At 46.7% G+C, this 24,230-nt stretch carries 18 protein-coding genes; 7 read left to right on the top strand and 11 right to left on the bottom strand.

The window, feature by feature from the left end:
- The first annotated feature begins 9 nt into the window (after window positions 1-9).
- Both MLD56_RS24825 and MLD56_RS24830 read left to right on the top strand, forming a co-directional pair.
- The gene (locus tag MLD56_RS24825) at window positions 10-906 is read left to right on the top strand and encodes a carbohydrate ABC transporter permease (RefSeq protein WP_029518756.1); all 897 of its coding nucleotides are present in this window, start codon (window positions 10-12) and stop codon (window positions 904-906) included.
- Window positions 906-1,736, top strand: a complete 831-nt coding sequence (locus MLD56_RS24830; RefSeq protein WP_039271872.1) for a carbohydrate ABC transporter permease — start codon at window positions 906-908, stop codon at window positions 1,734-1,736. The genes MLD56_RS24825 and MLD56_RS24830 overlap by 1 nt, the downstream gene beginning before the upstream one ends.
- 94 nt (window positions 1,737-1,830) lie before the next feature.
- On the opposite strand, the gene lepB is transcribed toward MLD56_RS24830, so the two are convergent.
- Window positions 1,831-2,451 (bottom strand): signal peptidase I, encoded by a 621-nt coding sequence (gene lepB / locus MLD56_RS24835; protein WP_029518758.1) that lies wholly within the window; start codon window positions 2,449-2,451, stop codon window positions 1,831-1,833.
- 331 nt (window positions 2,452-2,782) lie between these two features.
- On the opposite strand from lepB, the gene MLD56_RS24840 reads away from it, so the two are divergent.
- From MLD56_RS24840 to MLD56_RS24850, 3 genes are all read left to right on the top strand, one after another.
- On the top strand, window positions 2,783-4,135 hold the full coding sequence (locus MLD56_RS24840) for a right-handed parallel beta-helix repeat-containing protein (protein WP_029518759.1): 1,353 nt from the start codon (window positions 2,783-2,785) through the stop codon (window positions 4,133-4,135).
- A gap of 112 nt (window positions 4,136-4,247) precedes the next feature.
- Entirely contained in the window at window positions 4,248-5,780 is a 1,533-nt protein-coding gene (locus tag MLD56_RS24845) for an MFS transporter (protein WP_029518760.1), read from the top strand.
- A gap of 49 nt (window positions 5,781-5,829) precedes the next feature.
- A complete protein-coding gene (locus MLD56_RS24850; RefSeq protein ID WP_029518761.1) occupies window positions 5,830-6,957 on the top strand; it encodes a glycoside hydrolase family 88/105 protein in 1,128 nt (375 codons plus the stop codon).
- An 80-nt stretch (window positions 6,958-7,037) separates the two neighbouring features.
- Here the strand turns inward: MLD56_RS24850 and MLD56_RS24855 are convergent, their stop codons facing one another.
- The 4 genes from MLD56_RS24855 to MLD56_RS24870 all read right to left on the bottom strand — a co-directional run bounded on the left by MLD56_RS24855 (window position 7,038) and on the right by MLD56_RS24870 (window position 14,481).
- Window positions 7,038-7,985 (bottom strand): polysaccharide deacetylase family protein, encoded by a 948-nt coding sequence (locus tag MLD56_RS24855; RefSeq protein ID WP_029518762.1) that lies wholly within the window; start codon window positions 7,983-7,985, stop codon window positions 7,038-7,040.
- 196 nt (window positions 7,986-8,181) lie between these two features.
- Entirely contained in the window at window positions 8,182-10,248 is a 2,067-nt protein-coding gene (locus tag MLD56_RS24860) for an acyltransferase family protein (RefSeq protein ID WP_241113443.1), read from the bottom strand.
- A gap of 168 nt (window positions 10,249-10,416) precedes the next feature.
- A complete protein-coding gene (locus MLD56_RS24865; RefSeq protein ID WP_013312591.1) occupies window positions 10,417-11,766 on the bottom strand; it encodes a sodium-dependent transporter in 1,350 nt (449 codons plus the stop codon).
- A 162-nt stretch (window positions 11,767-11,928) separates the two neighbouring features.
- A complete protein-coding gene (locus MLD56_RS24870) occupies window positions 11,929-14,481 on the bottom strand; it encodes a DUF2339 domain-containing protein (RefSeq protein WP_029518765.1) in 2,553 nt (850 codons plus the stop codon).
- 523 nt (window positions 14,482-15,004) lie between these two features.
- Between MLD56_RS24870 and serS the strand changes: the two genes are divergently transcribed.
- Complete coding sequence (gene serS, locus MLD56_RS24875; RefSeq protein WP_069012253.1) at window positions 15,005-16,294, top strand: serine--tRNA ligase; 1,290 nt, start codon at window positions 15,005-15,007, stop codon at window positions 16,292-16,294.
- Window positions 16,295-16,404: 110 nt separating this feature from the next.
- Here the strand turns inward: serS and hmpA are convergent, their stop codons facing one another.
- Window positions 16,405-17,634 (bottom strand): NO-inducible flavohemoprotein, encoded by a 1,230-nt coding sequence (hmpA, locus tag MLD56_RS24880; RefSeq protein ID WP_029518768.1) that lies wholly within the window; start codon window positions 17,632-17,634, stop codon window positions 16,405-16,407.
- Window positions 17,635-17,978: 344 nt separating this feature from the next.
- Between hmpA and MLD56_RS24885 the strand changes: the two genes are divergently transcribed.
- Window positions 17,979-19,520 (top strand): family 43 glycosylhydrolase, encoded by a 1,542-nt coding sequence (locus tag MLD56_RS24885; protein WP_029518769.1) that lies wholly within the window; start codon window positions 17,979-17,981, stop codon window positions 19,518-19,520.
- A gap of 94 nt (window positions 19,521-19,614) precedes the next feature.
- Here the strand turns inward: MLD56_RS24885 and MLD56_RS24890 are convergent, their stop codons facing one another.
- From MLD56_RS24890 to MLD56_RS24910, 5 genes are all read right to left on the bottom strand, one after another.
- The gene (locus tag MLD56_RS24890) at window positions 19,615-20,325 is read right to left on the bottom strand and encodes a GntR family transcriptional regulator (RefSeq protein ID WP_029518770.1); all 711 of its coding nucleotides are present in this window, start codon (window positions 20,323-20,325) and stop codon (window positions 19,615-19,617) included.
- A gap of 207 nt (window positions 20,326-20,532) precedes the next feature.
- Window positions 20,533-21,942, bottom strand: coding sequence for a glycoside hydrolase family 1 protein (locus tag MLD56_RS24895; RefSeq protein ID WP_049817047.1), 1,410 nt, complete (start codon window positions 21,940-21,942; stop codon window positions 20,533-20,535).
- A gap of 72 nt (window positions 21,943-22,014) precedes the next feature.
- Complete coding sequence (gene celB / locus MLD56_RS24900; protein ID WP_029518772.1) at window positions 22,015-23,343, bottom strand: PTS cellobiose transporter subunit IIC; 1,329 nt, start codon at window positions 23,341-23,343, stop codon at window positions 22,015-22,017.
- An 84-nt stretch (window positions 23,344-23,427) separates the two neighbouring features.
- Window positions 23,428-23,760, bottom strand: coding sequence for a PTS sugar transporter subunit IIA (locus MLD56_RS24905; RefSeq protein WP_013312602.1), 333 nt, complete (start codon window positions 23,758-23,760; stop codon window positions 23,428-23,430).
- Window positions 23,753-24,070, bottom strand: coding sequence for a PTS sugar transporter subunit IIB (locus MLD56_RS24910; protein ID WP_029518773.1), 318 nt, complete (start codon window positions 24,068-24,070; stop codon window positions 23,753-23,755). Before MLD56_RS24910 ends, MLD56_RS24905 begins: the two co-directional genes overlap by 8 nt.
- Window positions 24,071-24,230 lie beyond the last annotated feature (160 nt).

Here is a 24,230-nt window from a genome sequence, read left to right on the forward strand (position 1 = left end):
AGGTGCGTTATGCTGAAAAAAAGGGGAACCCGGGGCGACAAGGGCAGTAAACTGGAATTCGGTTTATTCACACTGCCCGTAATCTTGTGCATTACGATTGCATTTTATATTCCGTTTTTGATGACGATACGCTATTCCCTGACCAAGTGGAACGGCATATCCAAACATCCGAAATTTGTAGGTCTGGATAACTTCAAGCAAATCTTGCTTGGAGACGCCAATTTTGCACATGCAGCCTGGTTTACCGTCAAGTATGCCATTTTGTACATTGTATTGGTGAATGTGCTGGCCATTTTGCTGGCGCTCGTTCTCGATATGAAGCTGAAAAGCTCGGCTTGGTTGCGAGCGGCCTTCTTTATCCCTTATATCCTCAGTCTTGTAATTGTTGGATTCATATGGAAATTTATCTTCATGCAAGGCTTTGAGTCATTGGGTCACAGTACAGGCTGGGGCATCTTCCAGCTCAGTTGGCTGGGTGAGGAAGGGCTCGCGTTTGTTTCCATTTTGGCGGTATCGATCTGGCAATCCATTGGCTTTTACATGGTCATTTATATTGCAGGCTTGCAATCTGTGCCAGAGGATCTAAAAGAAGCTGCCATTGTCGATGGCGCGGGGCCGATTCGGAGATTTTTCAGTATTATTCTACCGATGCTTGCACCTTCCATTACGATCTCAGTCTTCATGGCACTGACCAACTCAATCAAAGTGTTTGACGTCATTTTATCTCTGACCGGCGGTGGGCCGGGAGGTACGACATACAGCATTGCGTATGATATTTACCGGGACACGTTCCAGAACAATCTGTATGGCTACGGAACAGCCAAAGCATTGATTTTATTCGTTGCAGTCCTGATCATTACGATTATTCAATTGTCTATTTTCAAACGCAGGGAGGTTGAAGCCTGATGCAACGCAGCCGTACAGGACGTATTTTGCTAGAAGCGGGCATGATTGTATTATCACTGTTATTTTTGTACCCGCTGTTTCTCGCCATTAACAATTCGTTCAAAAGCTTCGCTGAGGTCATGACCGACGTCATTGCCCTGCCTAAGCAGCTTTCGCTGGATAATTACGTATATGTATGGAAATTCATTGACTATCCACGCCTATTTCTGAATAACACCATTATTACCGTCGTCGGACTGGCAGGTATCGTACTGATATCTTCCATCGCGGCCTACAAGCTGGCAAGAACCAAGAGCAAATGGAGCTCCGTGATTTACATGCTGTGCATTATGCCGATGCTGATCCCGTTTCAGTCCATCATGCTCACTGTCTTGCGACTAGCGAAAGACTTAAATCTGGCAGACAGCACTTGGGGACTTGGCTTGCTGTATTGGGGCTTCGGCGCTCCGCTGGCCGTGTTTATCTATCACGGCTTTGTGAAGGGCATTCCGGTCGAGATTGACGAAAGCGCCAAAATCGATGGGGCCTCGGGCTTCCGGCTTTTCTTTTCCGTAATTTTCCCCTTGCTGAAATCAGTCACCGCCACCATTGTCATTATCGACGTGATGTGGATTTGGAACGATTTTCTGCTTCCGTTACTCATGGTTAACGGCTCGCCCAGCACTAAGACACTGACGCTGGCCGCCTATACCTTCGTCGGACAGTACACATCCGACTGGCAATACGCCATGACCGCGATGGTAATGGCTGTGCTGCCTTCGATTATCGTATTTATTTTTCTGCAAAAATACATTGTCAAAGGCGTTGTTGCCGGAGCCGTCAAAGGCTGATTCAACTACACCCTTACAGATGACCCAAAGAGGACTTGCGTAAACTTTACGCAAGTCCTCTTGTCTTCGTGATGTCCATGCCTGTACTCTGGCCTTATTTATGCTTAACCCATTGCGCGCTATCCACCGGCCAAAAAATCACATCCGCACGGCCAACAATATCTTTAATAGAAACAAAGCCAATAGCACGACTATCCCTACTATTATTGCGGTGGTCGCCCATCACAAAAATATACCCCTCAGGTACCTTGGAATCGGTTATGGTTCCATTTGGAAAGTCCACATTGTTATATAGTTCTCCCTTGGCGTGCGCATCCTGAATAGCTCCCTGAATGTATGACTCCTCTACTTTCTTACCGTTCACATAAAGATTGTCGCCTTGATACCGAATCGTATCGCCAGCCACCCCAATAACACGCTTAATAAAGTCTCTTTGTTCCTTTCTCACATGGAATACAACAACCTCACTCGGCTTGGGATCACGAAAATCGTAAATCACCTTGTTCACGACTACTCGTTCATCTGTCTTGAAATTCGGTTCCATGGACGCTCCCTCAACAATAAATGGCGCAAATAATAGCCAACGTATAATGAACACGAGCACAATGGCTACAATAATGGCCTTAAGCCAATCGATCATCTCCTTTTTCACTCTTGGCTGCTTTTCCTGCAATTGTTCGACAGTTGAATCTGTCAAATGATTTCCACTCTCCATGCGCTAAAACCACCCTTTCCCACAGTCTTCATTCCTATTATATGTATAATGTTTAAGTATAATCAAATTTTCCCAGTCTGACAAAAGTGCATTTTTAGTTGAAACAAAAGTGTGAACTTTTTTTCACAACATTAAAAAAACAGTAAAAAACTGTTGATGCAAACGTTAACATATATTACACTGTGCATATACTTCATAGAGCGTATTAGACATAGGTTAGATCAATCTGTCACCCCAGGAGGTGTCCTGTTTTTACTGGTAAGACAGCATGAGCCACTTTTATATATGCTATCTTCTTTTAAAATAAGAACTCAAATGAGGAGGAATTTACATGTTTAAACGGAATGATCGTCCAAAAAACGGATTTAACGCTCTAAGACTCAGTGTTTCTTTTGTTTTCGCCTCTTCTTGTATTATTGGAACCGCTTACGCAGATACGTTACCCAACGACACCCCTTCTTCCGCACTCACAGAAGAGGCAGTTAGTACAACTGACTCAACCACCGTCTCCACAACGTTAGCGGCAGGAGATTTGTATGTGGCGCCAAATGGTAACGTGTCCAATCCGGGCACCATATCTAGTCCTACCACACTCGAAGCAGCTCTTACACAAATTGCTCCTGGTAAAACCATTTACCTGCGCGGTGGCAACTACACCTACTCCTCAACGATTACAATTCAGCGTGAAAATAGCGGCAATAACGGCTCACTCAAAGGGTTGGTCGCTTACGGTAGTGAAAAGCCGGTACTTGATTTCTCTGCTCAAGCCTTTGGTTCAGCCAATCGTGGACTTCAGCTTAACGGAGACTTTTGGCTGGTAAAGGGCCTTGAAGTAAAGGGTGCCGGAGATAATGGTATCTATATCGGCGGTAGCAATAACCGAATCGAAAACGTGGAAACCCACCACAACCGGGATACTGGACTTCAGCTTGGGCGTTACTCTCCTAACGCTTCCACTAGTGAGTGGCCTTCGAATAATTTGATTTTGAATTCTTACTCTCATGATAACGCTGATCCCGATAATGGTGAGGATGCCGATGGCTTCGCGGCCAAATTGACTGTAGGATCAGGCAATGTGTTTGATAACTGCTTGGCTGCGTACAACGTAGACGATGGTTGGGATTTGTATAGCAAAACAGAAACAGGCCCTATCGGTGAGGTAACCATCTTGAACAGTGTGGCCCACCACAACGGGCAGACCGCAGATGGAACGTCTACCGCGAACAGCGACGGCAATGGCTTTAAGCTGGGTGGAGACAAAATCAAAGTCAACCATATTGTGAAAAACAGTATTGCTTTCCAGAACAAAAAACACGGCTTCACCTACAATAGCAACCCCGGCAGCATTACGTTGACCAATAATACCTCGTGGGACAATGGACAAAGTAATTTTGCTTTTGACAAAGGTGATCACGTGTTCATTAACAATCTTTCCTTTGAGGGAAGCGCCAGTGACAAAACAAGCGGTACAGATCAAGACAACTCTAGCGTTTGGTGGAAAAACAAAAAATCGACGAATGCCAAAGGTCTGGTAGTCAGTGCAGACGACTTTGTTAGTCTCACGCCTTCTATCACTCGAGGTACAGACGGTTCCATCCAGCTAGGTGATTTCCTTAAGCTGGCCAAAGGGAGCGATCTGATCGGCTCGGGTACTCCGAGCGGAAAAAATATAGGGGCACGTTAAAAGCCCCGCTTAATCAGGACGCCCTGGCCCATCTACCAACTTAGACAATTCTGCATAATATAGCGACCGGTGATTGTCCTCATAACCAGACAAAATATGAGGTGAACAGATCATGGAACGAAGAATCACACTGAAACATACACTCGCCTATGGAAGCGGTAACATGCTGGGAAGTGGCGCACTTGCGATTAGCGGTGCATGGTTAATGTACTTTTATACAACCTTTTGCGGACTGTCTCCCGTTCAGGCCGCGGCCATTTTCTCTGTTGCCAGCATCATAGATGCAGTCAGCAATCCGATCATGGGCTTTATCAGCGATAACTTTCACCGGACCCGCTTGGGACGTAAATTCGGCAGACGACGCTTTTTCATCATGATGGGTATCCCGCTGATGCTCGTGTATCCGATGCTTTGGGTAGATGGGTTGGGCTTCTGGTATTACCTGAGTACTTATGTGCTGTTTGAACTGGTGTATACCTCTGTCATGGTGCCGTATGAAGCACTAGCGTCAGAGATGACACGAGACTTCGGCGCACGCTCCAGATTAACTGGATGGAAGGCCATGTTTGGCAAAATTGCCAATTTCGCCGCTGCCTTTATCCCTGGTCGCTTTATTGCTGAGTATGGCAAAGACTCTCCATTGCCTTTCTTTTATACCGGTCTCGTTTTTGCAGCTATTTTGCTGATTGCGATGGCATTCTTGTACAAAAACTCCTGGGAACGTCCAAGTGAGGAACTGCAAAAGGAACTGGAAGGTGAAGCTCCGCTTTCCTTTATAGATTCGATGAAAAAGTTGTTTATCGACATTTCCTCTACCTTCCGGGTCAAGACGTTCCGTCATCATCTCGGGATGTACCTGGGCGGCTTTTCAGCTGAGTGGCTGTTTACTTCTGCTTTTACGTACTTTATTGTCTTCTCCTTGTTTCAAAGCTCGGAGATGGTGTCCAATCTGAATAGCTTTAACTCTGTCATTCAATTGATTTCTACCTATTTCTTCATCCAATTCTGTGTGCGTAAAGGATTCCGTATGCCATTCATCGCTGCACTCGTTGTCGTTTGCTTTAGCGTAGCAGGCTATGGCCTGCTCTATATAACGGGAGCCTCTAATACGATGGTATGGCTATATGTCATCACACTGTTCATGGGACTTGGTACAGGGGGCGTCTACTATATCCCTTGGAATCAATATACGTTCCTTGCCGATGTGGATGAAGCGTTGACTGGCCGTCGACGGGAAGGAATTTATGCAGGTATGATGACTTTTGCCGGAAAAATGGTGCGGGCCGTTGTCGTCTTCATTCTCGGCTGGGTGTTACAGCACTTTGGCTTTGTATCCGGGGCTGATAGTCAGCCCGTCGCTGCTCAGCACGCCATCTTTTATGTACTCGTGGTCGGTACCATCGTTCTCGCGATCATCGGTATGATTGCTTCTGTCGTGATGAAGCTGGATATTGACAGCCACAAGAAGCTAATCGCCGAAATTGACCGCCTCAAAAACGGTGGTTCCATGAAATCAGCTAAACCGGAAGCCCGGAAGGTATTCGAGGAACTGACAGGTTTCCATTACGATCGGTGCTGGGGTAACAATAATGTGGGCTTCAAGAACAAACCCGTTGACCCTAAGACACACACTCCATCTATGTAACAACAATAACAATTACAGATTAAACATTTACTAAAGAGGTGACTGTATCATGGCAAATCCAACATCACAACCAACCCCCAGCCCTACAAAAACAGATTCTTGGGCTGTACGTATGAGCGATTCCGTTCTACAACGGAGCCCGGAATTTTATGAAAAATGGGAATATGACCATGGCGTGATTTACAGAGGTCTGGAATGGGTCGGCGAACTGACAGGCGACCCCAAGTACATGGAATTTATAAAAAAACATATGGATCATTTTGTTGACGATAATGGCGTAATTCAGCGCTATAAAGTAGATGAGTACAATATTGACCACGTGAATAACGGCAAGCTGCTCTTCTCGCTGTATCGTGCCACAGGAGATGAACGATACAAAAAGGCAGCCTACCAATTACGCAGTCAGTTGGAAAAACACCCACGCACAAGCGAGGGCGCATTCTGGCATAAGCAAATTTATCCGTATCAAATTTGGCTCGACGGCTTGTACATGGGTGCCCCGTTCTACGCTGAATTTATCCGCGAATTCGGAGATCCGTCAGAGTTTGACGATGTGACCCTACAATTCAAGCTTTGCTACAAGCATACGCGTGATCCTGAAACGGGTCTGCTCTACCATGCTTGGGATGAGAAGGGTGAGCAGCATTGGTGCAACCCGGAAACAGGCTGTTCCAAAAATTTCTGGGGACGCTCGATGGGTTGGTTCGTTATGGCACTCGTTGACGTGCTGGACTATATTCCAGAGGATCATGCAGACCGTCCTGTCCTGATCGATATGCTGACGGAAACACTGGAAGCCCTGCTGAAAGTGCGTGATAAAGAAAGTGGAGTCTTTTATCAAGTGCTCAACCTGGGCCATGTGAAAGGCAACTATCTGGAGGCTTCAGCTTCCTGCATGATTCTCTATGCTATTGCCAAGGGCGTTCGCAAAGGCTATCTGCCAGAGCAATATCGTCAAGAGGCAGAAATCATCCGTAAGGGTATTATCGATGAATTTATCACGATCACTGAAGAAGGACTCGTGAATCTGAACAAAACGGTGCAAGTAAGCGGTTTGGGTGGTAAAGATCGTCGGGACGGTACCTTCGCTTACTATATCAGTGAGCCGATTATAACCAACGACCCCAAAGGTATCGGAGCTTTCATTCAGGCGATGGGTGAAGCAGAACGCATCTAAAATACGCGAACGATATACCTTAATAGCAAAAAGGACGGTGGCCATCAGCCCCGTCCTTTCCTCATTTATGCCTATCTTACTTACTTCATAACTTTAAATTCATATCCCTGTTTCTTCAGATATTCTATGATTTGCGGCAATGCTTTGGCTGTTTCTTCTTTACCATAGGTGTCATGCATGAGTATAATTGCTTTTTCTCGACCTTTGACTGACCTTATAAACTGGTTGATTAGTGCCGGTGCTTTCTTGGATCTTCCCTCTGCATCCTTCGTTAATACATTCCAGTCCACCTGATGGTAATCCTTTTGAATTAAAACCTTATCCAGAGCAGCCATTCCCTGTGGATCTCTTCTGTTCCATGTCATGTGCCCCCCAGGGAAGCGGATCATTCTGGTGGAGAATTCTGGCCCCAGAATACTTTTTAGAACCTGATTGTTCTTCTCGATCTCCTGCATAACATGATCCGTATTTACTCGTCTGTTCGGATATAAATATTTATAATTATGTGAGTACGTATGGTTTCCTATCGCGTGACCCTCTTTGACAATTCTTTTGATAAGGTTCCTGGTATGCTCATTTTCATTGGCTTCTTTACCTACAATAAAAAAAGTTGCCTTGACCTTCTGCTTTTTCAGAATATCTAATATCTGAGGTGTGACCGTCACGGATGGTCCGTCATCAAAGGATAAGTAGGCCACTTTTTTACCATCAGCACCATCGGGCATTTGTCCTAGCATTTGCTGATTTAAATATTTTTCAACAAAGGCACCGTCTTCTACATCGGGATCGTTTTTTGGAGAGGCCGCTTTACCCTTTGCCCCTGCGCTGGATTTAACGTTTGATGATCCGGAATCCGTTTTTTTAGCAAGCTCCTGGGTCGGCGCGTGTGGCTTACTATCCGAAACCTTTATCGCAATGAAAGTAATGCAGCCTGCCACAAATAATATAATAGCAATCAGTATCAGCCTTCTTCTGTTCCTCTTCAAGCGGTGCTCACTTGTTCTACTATGTGAATAGCCCTTTTCCATTAGCTTATGTACCTCCACACTAAAATAAGAAAAACCACCGGATCAGGGTGGATGTACACACCTTAGAATGGACATTGGAAAAACCCTTAGGTTTAAGCCGGTGAAAATTTAGGGATGCACTTCAACCAGAGGACAACCTACTCCCGGTGGCTTTCTTGTCTTGCATTTGCATAATTACGAGTATCATTGCAGTTTATTACGATTGTTTCGTTAGGACCTGAGCTAACAAGGACGCATAAGCTTTAGCACCTTTAGGTTTTAAATGTACTCCGTCATGCTCGAAATATGAATTTTTACCAGAGCTTGCTGCATACCAGTCAATCATTGTAATTCGTGGGTCTTGGGATGCAGCTTCGGCAAGATGCTTGTTCACAATACTCTCCCATGGCCGAGGCACACGGGTATTCACGAGTATAATACGCTTCGTATCCTTCAGACTGGCGAGCAAATTCGCCAACTGATCCTTGGTGAAAGCGCCGTTCGTGCCCAGCTCAATGATAACTGTCTTACCCAGCTGTCCGTTCTGTCTTAGCTGCTCCAGTACGGCAGGCGCTTCGGCCATCTGACGACCGATCCGCCCATCTACAACAGCTCCCGGGAAGGATTCCTGAAGGTACGACTGTACATCTAACATGACAGAGTCTCCAATGGCGGTCACACTCGACCCATCACCTGTCATAGGCGTATCTTCTTTGGGTTTGTCCGAAGGCTCCGACGGTTTCGTAACATCATCCGTAGTACCCACCTGGACCGCCGTGTTTTTAGGCGTCTGGGCTTGAGACGGGGCTGGGGTCTGCGCCTTGCTGTCCCCGGACCCTTGCAGCTTGGTGGCTTGGGTCTCCTTGGAAGCCACGGATACCGTTCCGTGAAGCGGCGGCATCGCCTTTGCCTTTGCGACTGGCTTCTCATCACTTGATGCCGCCTGAATCGTTGCATCAGAAGAAGCCACGTACAGGTGGACGGTACCCATGAGAATACCCGCAAAAAGCACAGCCGCTGTAGTTGTAGGCATCCATCTCCACCGCGCCTGTCTTCGAACCGCTGAACGGATTTCTGTAATCCAGTGACGGAATCCCCCATGGCGAATCGGCTCCTCGATATATTTAAACGAGAGAGACGCCAGCAATACGGTAGCTAGCAATTGTAAAATGATACGCGTCACATGTACGCCATCGGTATCTACTTGAGGCGTCGTTAGCGTAATAACCGGAAAATGCCACAGATACAGACCGTAGGAACGGGCTCCAATCCAGCGTAGCGGCTTGATTCCAAGGAGACGACCAAGGTGGCTTACCGGATGAGCCAACGCTGCGACCACAATAGCAGTGACCAAGGCTATGCCCAGCAGGCCGCCCCGGTACAGAGATGGGTCGTATTCATTCGAGGCCCACGCCCAGTGACAAAGCAGCAGCAAGCTTATTGCACCGATGCTGTCCAGAAGCATACGCGCCTTAGCAGAAGCTTGCTCTTTCAGCTTGCCGCTTGGCCACACCAAGGCCAGCGCTGCACCAATTAGTAAAGCAAATCCACGCGTATCCGTGCCGTAATACACCCGGCTCGGGTCGCTTCCCGGTACGTAAATCACGGCCATCAGGAGCGCAGATATTAACGCCAGACAAGTCACCCAGCCTGCGAGCACAATACGCTTGGGCATGAATTTTAGCCCGAGCGCCAGCAGTAAAGGCCACAGGATATAAAACTGCTCCTCCACCGCCAGTGACCACAGATGCCCAAGCGGAGAAGGGGGGCCGAAACTTTCAAAATACGAAACCTGATGGAAAATAAACCACCAATTGCTCATATACACCAATGCTGCAGGAACATCTCCGCGCAAGGCCGTTAGCCGTGACGGATCGAAGAGCAACGAGCACAGGACGATGACAGCCACAACCGTCAACATGGCAGGCAGCAACCTTCTGGCACGACGCAGCCAGAAATCTTTCATTTTAAAACTATGATATGTATCCCACTGACTAACCAAAATATCTGTAATCAGATACCCCGACAACGTAAAAAACACGCCTACACCCAACAAACCACCCGGCAACCAATCCGGATTCAGATGATACACAATGACTGCGATGACCGCCAGCGCTCTTAAACCATCCAAACCTGGCATATAACGACGTTGTGACGACAACCGATTAGACTTCATTTCAGCCGCCGTCCTTCTTGCAAATTCAAGCTCCCTGTCTGTTTCAATGCTCTTCTGCCCTTTCCCTCTCCTGCACATCGTCTGTGCGATGCCTTGTAGCCTTTTCATTCATTATATAAAACTTCATAATCGTAATGATTTCATTGAAGTTAAAATTAATGACAATGTTTTTATTATATCATTCCTTTCCACAGTTAGGTAACCACTGATAGATATACAAAAAAAGGCATCTCTTCCCTTAGGAAGAAAATGCCTCTTTATTCGGATTCTATTCTCTTAAAATTTGATGATACCTGAGGTATGAAGGAAGACCAACAACATCAGGATCGGTGCAACATACCGAAGACCGAATAACCAAACATTGAACCAGAAGGGTTTGATGTTCGCATGCTCAGCCGCAGTCTTCCAGTAGTAACCTGTGAATATAACAATCAACAAACCGCCTAACGGTAAGAAGATGTTGGACGCAGTGAAATCTACGAAATCAAAGAATGATTTATCCCCCACTTTTAACTCTGGCACCAGCCCCATGGACAATGCAGAAGGGACGCCCAGCATCAAGCACAGGACCGATACGACGATAACGGAGCGAACCCGGCTCCAACGCATACGCTCCATGACATAGGCTACTGGAACTTCCAGCAAGGATACCATAGAACCTAACGCAGCAACCGCCAGCAGTACGAAGAACAAACCGCCGAAGAATGCACCAAAAGGCATTGCCGAGAATGCAGCCGGTAAAGCAATGAAAACCAGCGATGGTCCTTGAGCTGGATTAATTCCGAAGGAGAAGGTTGTAGGGAAAATAATCATACCTGCGATAAACGCATAGATTAAATCTCCACCACCAACTGCCAGCATGGCTCCCCCCAGGGATTGACGGCGATCCACATATGCACCGTACGTGATCATAATCCCCATCCCCAGTGAGAGTGAGAAGAAGGCATGTCCCAAAGCAACCAATGCAGACTCTATACTTAGCTTAGAGAAGTCAGGATTCAGAAAGAAGGATACGCCCGCACCAGAACCTGGCAGCATAAGAGCGTTAATCATCAACACGAGCAGCAGGATGACCTTGGCAGGAATCAAAATTTTATTAAACTTTTCAATCCCGTTCGATACCCCAAGCGTAACCACGACTGCTGTAAATGCAAAAACAACTAACAGCCAAACCAACGGCGCATAGCCGGAGGAAAAAGAAGCGAATTGTCCAGCAAAATCATTATTTGAAAACAGATTTCCGCTAAATGCCTCTACGGCATAATGCAGTGTCCAGCCTCCTACAATGGCATAGAACGACAAGATAACAAACGGCACGATAACAAACATGATGCTCATCTTGCCCCAAATCGGATGACCGCCTACTTTTACCATTGCAGAAGCAGCACTTCCTCGACCTGCACGACCAAGCGCAAGCTCTGCTAAAAGTACAGGCAAACCAACAAGCAACAGGCAGACAATAAACAATAAGAAAAATGCAGCTCCGCCATATTGTCCTGTAATATACGGAAATTTCCAAATATTACCTAGTCCTGCCGCACTTCCGATCGCCGCCAATATAAATCCAGCTGACGAGAAGCGTTCATTTTTATCAGACAGGCTATTCTGCCCCTTGCTCAAATTCATTATATCCCCCTCATTCTCTCTACTTACGCATAAACATGAGCATGCGTACATAAATAATTTTTACTCATTATAGCGTAAGTAGGATGTAAGGTCATGCATAATTTTTCACTATTACCGGATTTATTTTCATAATGTTCGGTATCTACAAAATACAACAGAAAACTACATATTTTCTTCAACATCCTTCTTTATTATGGTCTCTCCCATGCGATTAGATACTTTTTGATAAATATACGAAATCGCCAACAGTACAACACCAAAAGAGAAGTAGGCTACAATCGTACTTCCTGTCGTTAATAGATGCAGATCATACAACAGCAGCTTACCTGTCGACAGCAAGGTCAAGCCCAATCCAAATCTGCGAATGTAGACCACTCGCTTGAGGAAGCCGTATACAATATACAAAATGGCCAGCAGTAAATACACCAGACTGAACACAAGACCAGCATCCCCCAGGCGGAACTGAACTCCGAGGAAGGCGGTTATGATGCCCAGCAAATATACACCCATAATGACCGGATACAGCTCATTACTTCTATAATGTCGGGTCATCAGTGCGTTCAGGAAATCCCTACTGCTGAAGAATACCAGCACATTAAAGGCTGCAAGTACCACCAACGCCACATAATCAGCAGCCGTATTTTGCGCATAATTTTCATGCAAAGTTGGAATCGCTACGGTGGCCACCAGTGCCAGCGCATAGCCTATGACGTACAACGCCAAGCTGTAGTATTTAATCACCCGATCGTACAGCAGCTTCACTTTAGGCAGGAAATAAGCCAATACCAGCGATACGCAGGTGTACAACAATACTTTGTACAAGGTGTAATGGGCAAACTCGTCGGATACAACGATGTTATACCAATGCCCGGCTTCATACAAAAGGTAGAAATACACGTTCACCAAAGCTACATATTTAAATCCTTGCATGATATGCATTTCGTACAACCGATTGTTTTTGAAAGCATTCGGACGGCTAAATTCAATCGCATAGAAGACGGTAACGACCAACATTCCCAGTGTAATGAGCGTATATTTGAGTCCAAAATAATCCGTCTCAAATCCTGACAACAGATATATAGGGAAATCGACGAAAAAGAATGCGCCCAGACACAGTAATAAAATGCCCCAGCCAGCTCGTTCCAATTCCTTCAACCGGTAACGGTGGCCATATAATGTAAGAAGAACCGCTTCGATCAACCACCCCATGGATAACCATCTAACTCCAAACTGGAACGGAATCATAAGGATGGCAAAGGTCAACGAAGTCGCATAAAATAATATTTTGGTTTGTTTCTCCTCTGGAATATATCGACGGACCCATTGTCCCAGACCCCCGTACACCAAGCAAAAGACGAGAGCCAACAAGCCTTTATAATCATCCAGGCCTGCATCGCCGAACAGAGAATACAGAACGGAACAGCTCACGACTGTATTCAGAGCCAATAGGGAGAAATCCAGCCATGACAGTTTTGTTTTTAAACGGAACGGCACCCACAGTGTCATCCCGAGGTACATCGCAAATGTAATGACTGCATACAGCATGCTCGCTACGGCGCTTTCCGATAACCACGCCAGCACAATCATCAAGGGCGTATTAAGCAAAAAGCTGATATATTGCACGACGACCCACCGTTTGCGGAAGGATACAAGCAGAATCAGCAAGTTTAACAGGAACAAATAGCCCATGGCGATATACACGGCGTTCCCTTCCAGCCCGTTCGCTGCCATATAGGAAAAGAGCGGAAGATATCCCCCTACTAAACCAAAAGAGCATATCGTTCGGGATTCATACCTTAATGACAGTAGCACAGCGGTCACTGTAACGAGTACGGACAAGCCTATGCCTGTATACATTCCTATGATTTCTAACAAAAAGTAGCTGTAAAAAATCGATCCGTACAGTACAGAAATACCGCCGCCCAAAATACCGAGCGCAAAGGTCTGCTTCTGCTTGCGGTACAGCCATTCGCCGCCGCCCAGCATCAGCGCTCCTAGCAGAAAGAAGGCAACGCCCTTCATATTTCCTGTAAACCAGTTTGAGTATGAGTATTTAAATGCGGCTCCTACACCCAATATAATGAGCAAAATCCCCAGCTTGTTGATCCAGTTCAAGCCTAACTTCATTTCAAACTGATTTTGCTTCATGCGCTTCTGCATCGTTTCTTCGCTGATCTCTTCTTCTCCGAACTGCTGGAACTCGCTTGCCGTCTGATGAAGCAATTTGCGCTCGGCCTCCTGAAACCGCCTGCGTTGCTCCATGATTCGGTCTCGTATCTCCTCTGAGAACAGTCGTAATCGGGCGACGATCTCGTCCTGATCTTCTTTAAGCTCATGCGTAGTTTGCTGAATAAGCTGGTCCACTCGGTTTTTAGCCCCATATTCAAAGGATGTCAGCCGATTTTCCCCTTCTGTGGTTCTGGAAGCAAAATAGGTCTCCAGCTTTTCACGCGAAATGCGAATCATATTCGCCTTTTCGCTCAGCATTTGCTCCGTCAGCGCAGTGCGCAATTTTCCATTTTCCTGCTCAATATGTCGTACTCGCTCTTCCAAGTGAATGCAGCGAGCCTGATAATCCTCGAACTTTTTTCGCAGAACCTCATTCTCCAAAATGATATCTGAGGCTTCATAGTCTGCGATTAATGTTTGATACTCCTTGAGCAGCTTGTTCTGTTCTTGGCGGATCGTATGTAAACGATCTTTAAAATCCTCCATGTTCTCCTCCATCGCTGTCCATTTTGGTAATCATTACATTTTACATGAAATTAAAAAGGCATTATAGAGACTATAGCCTATTTTGAGCGTTAAATTGGTGCTTTTACTTAAATTTTCTTCCAGTTTCATCATCACAAAAAAAGCAGGACGAATATACATAAGAAATAAAGCCTACCTTTTCCCTTCGCAAACATGAAACCCGCATGGATGTGTTGCAGAGTCATGCCCTTGATTACCCTGCCGAAAATCAGTATACTAACAAAAAAGCAAACGATATTATGCCTGTGAAGAGCATCCAACTCGGAGGCGTTTACGCCAAGGACCATACGTTAGCGTAGGATATGGCGATATGTACCTAAGTAAACCGGACCCGCCCGTTACAGCGGAGCAAAGTGGATTGGAGAGTCATGACATCTGTCATGCTGTCCGGTCAATTTGGGTGGCACCGCGAGATCAAAGCGCTCCTCGTCCCTTATGGATGAGGGCGCTTTTTGTATTTTTATCCGAAAAGGAGTGCGGTGTCATGTTGGATATCAAATGGATCAGAGAGCATCAAGAACAGGTTCAGACGGCAGCAGACGGCAAAGGAATACAAGTATCGGTCGCAGAGCTGTTGACTCTGGATGAGCGGAGAAAACAGCTGCTTCAGGAAGTGGAACAGCTTCGGCAGAAGCGAAATCAGTGTAGTCAGGATATTGGTGCGCTAATCCATGCTGGTAAGAGTGAGCAGGCCGAAGGAGCAAAGCATCAGGTCAAAGAAATTAACGGACAGCTAGATCTTCTGGAGGCCCCGCAACAGGAAGTAGAAGAACAGTTTCAACAGCTTTTGCTTCTGATGCCTAATATCGTATCGCCAGATACACCACGGGGGAGATCAGATGAGGATAATGTAGAGCTGGAGAGGGTTGGAACGGTTCCGAACTTCGGATTTGAGCCAAAGGATCATATGGCGCTTGGTGAGCTTCACAAGCTTATCGATGTCCCTCGGGGTGTCAAAACAGCCGGTACCCGTAACTACTATCTGACGGGAGCAGGGGTTGCATTGCATCGGGCTGTGCAGCAGCTTGCGGTGGATCTGCTGACTGAACGCGGATTTCAGTTGCTGGATGTTCCGCTGATGGTACGTGCAGAGGCGATGCGCAGCACTGGTTTCTTCCCGCTCGGACTGGATCAGACGTATCGCATCACAGGAGAGGATCAGTGGCTTGTAGGCACTTCGGAAGTGCCGCTGGTCTCGTATTACAGCGGTGAGATCGTGGATGTTACGGACCCGATTCGGCTGGCAGCCGTGTCCGTATGCTTCCGCAATGAGGTCGGCTCGGCCGGAAGAGATGTGCACGGACTGTATCGTGTGCACCAGTTTGCCAAGGTCGAGCAGGTCATCATCTGTGAAGCCAGCCTGGACGCTTCAGAGCAGATGTTTCAGGAGATTACGCGCAATGCGGAGGACCTGCTTCAACTGCTGGAACTGCCCTACCGTAAGATGGCTGTCTGTACAGGCGACATGGCGCAAAAAACCTACAAGCAGGTGGACATTGAGACATGGATGCCTAGCCGTCAAGCTTACGGCGAGACACATTCGTCGTCGCAACTGCTTGATTTTCAGGCGCGTCGTTCCAACATCCGCTACCGTAATGCGGACGGCAAGCTGCGATATTGTTACACGCTCAACAACACAGCGGTTGCTTCGCCCCGGATTTTGATTCCGTTGCTGGAGCATCACCAGCAAGAGGACGGTTCGATCCGTATTCCGGAGGCTTTACGTCCATATATGCCGCGAGGTATGGAATTTTTGCGTACTCCCTTGTTATGAAAACAGGAGTGCACTTTGAAAAGTAGTACCCCATGAGCAGGATTTCCCATTGTATCATCGCAAAAAAGACGAAGGACAAATATCCTTCGTCTTTTTGATGTTTCATTGTGTCATTGTGCTTCTGCTTCCCAAGCGCTGGCAGGGCCAAAGAATTCATAGTGGATATCCGAAGCAGGGATATTCCACTCCTTCAACAGGCCGTATACCGATTGCATGAATCCCTCAGGGCCGCAAAAGTAATATTGTGCGTTACGTTCCGGTATCACGGATTGCAACCAGGCCAGATCCAAACGACCTTCCTTGTGAAAAGCCTGTGCCAGCCGATCTTGCTCCGTTGGTCTGCTGTAACACCAACGAACTGCAGCCTGTGCATGTGTGGCGACCAGCTTTTCCACCTCATTGCGCAGAGCATGGTTATCTCCGTTGACTGCTGCGTGGACAAAGGTGACAGGCCGATGCGGAGCAGATTTCACCAAGGAAGCCAGCATACTGACCATTGGGGTTAGCCCGACCCCGCCGCTGATCAGCACGACAGGTCTGCGATCTGCCCGATCCAGCGTAAAATCACCCGCCGGTGCAGATACCTGAAGCACATCGCCCTCTTGTACCTGCTCATGCAGATATACGGATACTTTACCTGCCGGACGTGACTCTACGGCATCCTCGTGCTTTACAGATATCCGGTAGTGGGATTGGCCCGGTGCATCCGAAAGGCTGTATTGACGAATATGGGTATTATGTTCGCCCGGAATTTCCATTTTTAAGCTGATATATTGCCCAGGCTCGAATTCAGGCAGCACCTGTCCATCCTGCGGCACCAAATAAAAGGACGTAATTTGGTCGCTTTCCTTAACCTTTTTCTGCACAACAAAGCTCTTAAAGTCTGACCAGCCTCCCTGCTGCTGTCCAGCCTCCTTGTACATTTCAGCTTCCATGTCTATAAATACATTAGCGATCACACCATAGGCCTCAGCCCATGCGGCAATGATCTCGTCTGTAGCCGCATCTCCCAGTACGTCTTTGATCGCAGCGAGCAGATATTTTCCGACAATTGGATAATGCTCGGGCTTAATTCCCAAACTGCGATGCTTATGTGCAATCTGACGTACCACCGGAATAATTTCCTCCAGACGGTCAATGTGCTGTGCAGCTGCGTATACAGCATTGGCCAGCGCCCCTTGTTGACGTCCTTGCTTCTGATTCGCGTGATTGAATATATTGAGAAGCTCGGGATGGGCCTCAAACATCATCTGGTAAAAACGCTTGGTGATTGTAGTTCCATGTACCTCCAAAACAGGTACAGTCGATTTGATCGTTGCAATGGTTTGCTCACTTAGCATCTTTGTATCCCTCTTCTCTCCAAAATAAGATCAACAAAGGATGTATCAACATATGCCCCATTTGTTAATCCTCAATTTAAAGCAAGTATACCCAACTAAAGTAACCGTTTATGTGATTCTAGTCACTTTAAATTTGAATTATCCGAAAATGTCAATGACAAAACGCACATTTAAAAACAATTCCGATATAACTAACGTACTTTCCCCTAACAACAGTTTCACCATTCTAAAGACTTCAATTTATTCCACTTGTAAACGCTTCCAATTGGGATAAAATCGAAGATGAGGTGCCGGACAAGCCGTTCCGGCCCATCCTATCCGTGTTAAAGGAGGCAGATGATATCGTGAAGTGGATCCACAGCAGCAAATGGTTAGCCGCATGGATTTGTATCCTATTCGCAGTGGCCAGTGCGGGTCTTCAACCCGACGCAGCCCATGCCCATACAACAGGAGTTACGCAAGCAACCTACGGGACCGAAGTGAACCAGGCGCTGAATGGTTTGGACGTCGCCAATGCCGAACTATCCCTGAGCGCAACAGCAAGCACGGCCATTACGAACGGAACGGATTGGAAAGACACCGCAGGTAACCCCATTCAGGCGAACAGCGGTAATATCCTAAAAGTAGGTTCCACTTATTATTGGTACGGCGAGCACGCCGAAAACTGGAAATTTGAAAAAGTGAACGTGTATACCTCAACCGATTTGAAAAATTGGTCCTTCCGCAGCACTATTCTCACCAAGGATTCCGCCCCTGAGCTAAATTCGAGCAAAATCGAGCGTCCCAAAGTCATCTACAACAAAACCACCGGAAAATATGTATTATGGGCGCACTATGAAAATGGCACGGACTACTCCCTAGGTCGTGTAGCCGTCGCTACCAGCGATACACCCGACGGAAATTTTGCCTACCAAGGCAGCTTTCGCCCGCTGAATTACGAATCTCGTGATATGACGGTGTTCACGGATACTGACGGTAGCGGCTACCTTATTACAGCTTCCCGTAAAAATGGCGGCGCCAACGATACGATGGCGATCTTCAAGCTGACAGCTGATTATACGGGCGTGCAGTCGTTTGTTGGCTGGATTTTTGAAAATGGCTATCGCGAAGCTCCTGCTGTTGTGAAAAAGAACAACACCTACTACCTGTTCACCTCGCAGGCATCCGGCTGGTATCCGAATCAGGGCGCTTACGCAACCGCCAGTTCCATGACGGGAAGCTGGTCTGCTCTATCGCCCTTCGGTGATCCGGCGGCTTATGGATCGCAAATCCACTCCATCGCCACGGTTACGGGTAGCGCGGGAACCAGCTACATCTATATGGGCGACCGCTGGAACCCGCTCAATCTGAGCGACCACAAATTCATCTGGTTGCCACTAACTCTGAATGACGCCAACAAAACAGCAACCCTGAACTGGTACAGTAGCTGGGATCTGGATGCTGCGACAGGCGCAGTAATTCTACCGTCCCTTGTGAATCATGCACAGGGCAAAACAGCGACTGCTAGCTCAGCCGCATCCGGTTCTCCAGCTTCACTGGCGAACGATGGCAACGCCCAAACCTCGTGGAAGGCTACTTCCGCATCCTGGCCTGCATGGTGGCAGGTCGATTTGGGCAGTTCCAAGACCATCCGCGAAGTGGGTATTTCATGGTTTATGTACAAAGGATCTGAAGCGTATTACAAATACAAAATTGAATACAGCATGGATGGAGTCAACTACTCCACGATTGATCGCACAGGTAATACCACATATGGTTTTACCTGTGACAAAGTCAATTTTCAAGCTCGCTACGTGCGAATCAACCTTGTAAATGCAGTGCTATTCAATAATCCGAACAACTGGTATACCCCGACAGTGCATGAAGTCAGATTGCTTGGCAATTAACTTGCTTCATTAAAAAGAACATGACAGGAGAATCCCATATCAAATAGGCTTCTTCTGCCATGCTTGCTTTACCACCTGTTTCGTACTCATTCGCTCAACGTATCCGATTTACTGTGGTAAACACAAATTTATCATACCGATGCCGTGAGAATGAGTATTCAAACGGTATACCCGTATCCAGATAACCTACCTGCTCAATTTCTAAAACCGGATCATCCACACCACAGTCCAAATACTCCCAATCTAGCTCAGTCGACTTGGACGCGCGGATGGTACGATGTGAACTGACAATATTAAGGCCCAGCTCCTCCTTAATATGTTTGTACACTGAGCCGTGCAACACCTGCTCGGTAATACCGCTGATCAGCTTGGTAGGCATGTATGTGCGCTCTATCACATAGGGCTCGCCCTCTACAATACGCAGACGGACGACATGATACACAGGAGAATTGGCATCAATAAATAGATGCGCCGCTACCTCTTCAGATGGAAATTGAACGTCAAACGCTATGATTTTACTTTTGATTTCTTTCCCGCGCAGTACGTTTGTCAGCCCCAGCATTTCATTCACAACGACATTAACCGGGACATTGTAGACCGATTTGACGATAAAGGTTCCGTGTCCTCTTTTACGATTCAACAGCCCTTCCGACACCAACGTATCCAATGCCCGCTTAATCGTCATCCGACTTACCCGGAACTCACTGGCCAGTGAAATTTCATCGGGAATCGGATCATCACTGCTATAGGTCTTATCTATAATACGCTTCTTGACCTCTTGTGCAATCCGTTCGTATTTATTCATCTGTCTACCACCTGTACTAAAATTTGTTTTATGTCAGCATTTTACCAAAAACATCGGTAGCGCTGGTTCTTTTGGTTCTGCAGGCGGGGACATCGAGGTATTACGGTATAAGTAAGTATACCGAACAATATACTTTCTCACCAGCAGTATACAGAGTAACTTGGCACGGTGATAAAAAAAAGGCGGTCCAGAGGACCACCCACCACCTTAGAATCCGTTATTTTCGATCACTTGTTTGAACCAGTGCCCACTCTGTTTAACGGATCTTTTGCCGCCGTCCTGAAGATCGACAGACACAAAACCATAGCGATTCTTATAAGCATTCGTCCAGGACCAGTTGTCCATAAACGTCCATAAGTGATAGCCTTTCACATTGGAGCCCTCCAAGATGGCCCGTTGAACCCATTTGAGATGCTCACGGATAAAATCAATGCGATAGTCATCATGGATCATGCCGTGCTCATCCCTGAATTTTTCCTCGCCTTGAACACCCATCCCATTTTCTGAAATGAAGCATTCAATGTTGCCGTAATTCAGTCTGACATTGGTCAGAATGTCGTAAATGCCCTTCTCATAAATCTCCCAGCCCCGCATCTCATTCATCTTACGGCCAGGCATAGCGTAATAATCGAAGAATCGTTCCGGCACAAAAGGCGCATCTGGATTCGGCAGACTTTCGCGGGCCTTGACTCTGCGAGGCTGATAATAGTTAATCCCCAGCAGGCCCACCGTGCCTTGACGTATAATCTCCCGGTCCCCGTCTTCCATCAGCGGTACAAAGCCCTCTTGGCGCAACAGTTCCACGAGCAAAGGGTTAAATTCTCCCGTCACAGATGGGTCTAAAAAGGAACGGTTAAAGAACGCATCGCATATTTCAGCAGCCTGCACGTCTGCCGGGTGCTGACTACGCGGATAGGTCGGCGTCAGGTTCAAAATAATTCCGATTTTGCCCTTGTAGCCTCCCTCTTTGTATGCCTTAATGGCACTCGCGCTCGATAACAGGGTATGGTATCCCACCTGTACAGCTTTACCGAAATCCACTTCATTCGGATAATGGAAATCGTACAGATAGCCGCCTTCCACTGGGACAATCGGCTCATTATGCGTAAACCATTTGGCCACACGATCTCCGAATAGCCCAAAGCAAGTGTTAGCGTAATCTACGTAAGCTTCGACCGTCTCCCGGTTCACCCATCCTCCTTTTTCCTGTAAAGCCATCGGCAAATCAAAATGATACAAACTCACAAATGGCTCAATCCCCGCCTGATGCAACTCTGCAATGACGGCATTATAGAAATCAACCGCCTTCTGGTTCATCGCACCCCTTCCCGCTGGAAACAGACGCGACCAGGAAATAGAGAACCGGAAGGAGTTGTGACCAAGCTCTTTCATGAGTGCAATATCTTCTTTGTAACGGGTATAGAAACGGGACGTTTCGCCAGGTCCAACCCCGTCATAAAAACGGTTCGGCTCCTGCTCAAACCAATAATCCCAAATGTTCGGTCCTTTGCCGTCTCCCTCCATGGTTCCTTCTGTCTGGGTAGCCGAGGCCGATGAGCCCCACCAGAAGTCGGATGGAAAACGGTATTGAATGGTTTGCTGCTCGATATCTTTCATTTCGGTATGATTCACAGCTCTACTCCTCTCTCTTTTGCATGAATAAGCTGCTAATCCAGCAGCTTATTCACATTACATTCCAACAGTTTGATCCTTACCTGCAATGGCTGCTTGGTTAAGCTCCTCTTCCTGCTCTTTACGAACGTTCATCCGATCAATAAATTTCAGGAATGGGAACCAAATGACAAAAACGACAGCCATATTAAACAACTGCAGTACGCCTCCCATTAGAGATCCCGTAGCCATCATTCCACTAAAGAACAACGGCATCGTCCAAGGGACCTGTATTCCGTTAGGCGGTGGTACAAGCCCGGTGGACATCGCGAAGTAAGTAATCAGCGTAACGATCATTGGAGCAATGACCCATGGGACAAAAATAAGCGGATTCATCACAATCGGCAAACCGAAAATGACGGGTTCATTGACATTGAACAGACCTGGTCCAATGGCCAACTTACTGACCTGCTTCAATTGCTTGCTCTTCAGGAAGATCAGAATCGTGAGCACGACTGCCAGTGTCATACCTGTACCACCGATACCTACGGTATAAATATCCACAAACTGCTTGGTGATAATATGCGGCAGTTCCGCTCCTTTGGAGTATGCTTCATAGTTTTCAAGTGCCAGCGTATTCCAGATCGGCTCCATAACCGAGTTGATAATGATTTGACCATGAAGACCAAAGAACCATAAAAGCTGAACAAAGAAAATAGCAATCAATGTAGGGATAATGCCACTGCCCAAATGTACCAGCGGTGCCTGTACGGCATGATAAATCAGATCATGCAGGTTATTATGAAGGGTCAGTGTAACTACAACATTAATGATCAAAAATATGCCCAATGTAATACATGCCGGAAGCAAAGCGGCAAATGACTTGGCAACTGCCGGCGGAACGCCTGGAGGCATTTTGATAATAATGTTCCGCTGTGTCACTCTTCGGTAAATTTCACCAGCTATAAAAGCAACGATCATGCCAAGGAACATGCCTTTGGCCCCAATCCGATCCAACGGAATGACACCAGCAATCGTGGCACCGCTTTCTTGTGTCAGCACAAACGGGGTGAGCATCAAGAAGCTGACCAACGCGATCATGCCGCCGAATATGGGCTCGACCTTATAACTTCGGGATAAATAATAGCCGATCCCGACAACCACGAATAAGGTCATGATGTTCAGGGTCGCACTCGGCGCAATGTTCAGCAGACTGTTAAAAGTCGCATAATTACCGTCGCCCATCCAACCTTTTAGAAACGGCAGATTGATAATAACGACAATGATGGAGCCAAAAACTGTTAATGGAAATGACAGCATAAATGCATCACGCAGTACAGTAAGATAGCGGTTGTTGTTCAGTTTACCGGCAATAGGTATCAGTATCCGGCTTAATTTCTCAAACAAAGCCTATTCCTCCCCGCGAAGTGACTTGCATCAATAGGGTTGCAAGCTTTTCATGTCCTCAATTTCACATACTTATATGTTTCGTTATAAATTTCTGGATTTGAACAGCTCCAGCAATTCTAGAACCAGGTCTTTCATGGTAACCGTGGACATCAGATGATCCTCGGCATGCATCAGAAGGAGCGAGAAGGGAGTTTGGGTACCTCCCGCTTCCTTCTTAACCATTTGAAAATGGATATCATGTGCAGCACGTAAATCCTGCTTGGCTTGTTTGAGCAGTTCGTCCGCACCTTCTACATTCTCATTTCGGTATTCGGTCAGCGCCTGAATTACTTTACTGCGAGCGCTTCCACTATGAAGAATAAGTTGGAAACTAATCTGTTCTTCCGTCAGTTCAGCTATATTGACTTTATCCATTTTTGCGTTCCACCAGCTTCACGGCCTGTTCATAGGCTTTCTTACCGTCAACCATTCCGTAGGCCATCATGTCGATCACTTCTACGTGAATACCATATGGAGCTGCTTCCTTTTCCAGTTGTCCTTTCAGAAAACTCATTTGTGGTCCAATCAATACCGCGTCAGCCTTAGCCATGTCTTCTGCCGCCTGATCTTGACCTACTGCCCAAATTTCAGCCTCGTCCCCAATGGACTTAGCATATTCCTGCATCTTAGTAACCAGCAAACTTGTAGACATACCTGAGCTGCACGCCAGTAAAATTTTTTTCATGATTATTCCTTCCCTTCAAGGTATTATTGGATGTTAAGTACTAGAAAACGTTTACAGCGTAATTATAAATCCAGTCTTTTGATTTGTCTATACATTTAGGTTATATGTATAGACTTTTTTTAAAATGACACGACTTCTCCACTTTTTTTCTTAAAAATGA

It is taken from the genome of Paenibacillus peoriae (assembly GCF_022531965.1).
Classification (GTDB): domain Bacteria; phylum Bacillota; class Bacilli; order Paenibacillales; family Paenibacillaceae; genus Paenibacillus; species Paenibacillus polymyxa_D.

Coding starts and splice junctions, on each gene's coding strand:
- MLD56_RS24865 (WP_013312591.1), bottom strand. CDS start 11,766: ATGAATTTGAGCAAGGGGCAGAATAGCCTGTCTGATAAAAATGAACGC.
- MLD56_RS24890 (WP_029518770.1), bottom strand. CDS start 20,325: ATGAATAAATACGAACGGATTGCACAAGAGGTCAAGAAGCGTATTATA.
- MLD56_RS24845 (WP_029518760.1), top strand. CDS start 4,248: ATGGAACGAAGAATCACACTGAAACATACACTCGCCTATGGAAGCGGT.
- MLD56_RS24860 (WP_241113443.1), bottom strand. CDS start 10,248: ATGAAAAGGCTACAAGGCATCGCACAGACGATGTGCAGGAGAGGGAAA.
- serS (WP_069012253.1), top strand. CDS start 15,005: ATGTTGGATATCAAATGGATCAGAGAGCATCAAGAACAGGTTCAGACG.
- MLD56_RS24905 (WP_013312602.1), bottom strand. CDS start 23,760: ATGGATAAAGTCAATATAGCTGAACTGACGGAAGAACAGATTAGTTTC.
- MLD56_RS24840 (WP_029518759.1), top strand. CDS start 2,783: ATGTTTAAACGGAATGATCGTCCAAAAAACGGATTTAACGCTCTAAGA.
- MLD56_RS24825 (WP_029518756.1), top strand. CDS start 10: ATGCTGAAAAAAAGGGGAACCCGGGGCGACAAGGGCAGTAAACTGGAA.
- MLD56_RS24830 (WP_039271872.1), top strand. CDS start 906: ATGCAACGCAGCCGTACAGGACGTATTTTGCTAGAAGCGGGCATGATT.
- hmpA (WP_029518768.1), bottom strand. CDS start 17,634: ATGCTAAGTGAGCAAACCATTGCAACGATCAAATCGACTGTACCTGTT.
- MLD56_RS24870 (WP_029518765.1), bottom strand. CDS start 14,481: ATGGAGGATTTTAAAGATCGTTTACATACGATCCGCCAAGAACAGAAC.
- MLD56_RS24910 (WP_029518773.1), bottom strand. CDS start 24,070: ATGAAAAAAATTTTACTGGCGTGCAGCTCAGGTATGTCTACAAGTTTG.
- lepB (WP_029518758.1), bottom strand. CDS start 2,451: ATGGAGAGTGGAAATCATTTGACAGATTCAACTGTCGAACAATTGCAG.
- MLD56_RS24895 (WP_049817047.1), bottom strand. CDS start 21,942: ATGAAAGATATCGAGCAGCAAACCATTCAATACCGTTTTCCATCCGAC.
- MLD56_RS24850 (WP_029518761.1), top strand. CDS start 5,830: ATGGCAAATCCAACATCACAACCAACCCCCAGCCCTACAAAAACAGAT.
- MLD56_RS24855 (WP_029518762.1), bottom strand. CDS start 7,985: ATGGAAAAGGGCTATTCACATAGTAGAACAAGTGAGCACCGCTTGAAG.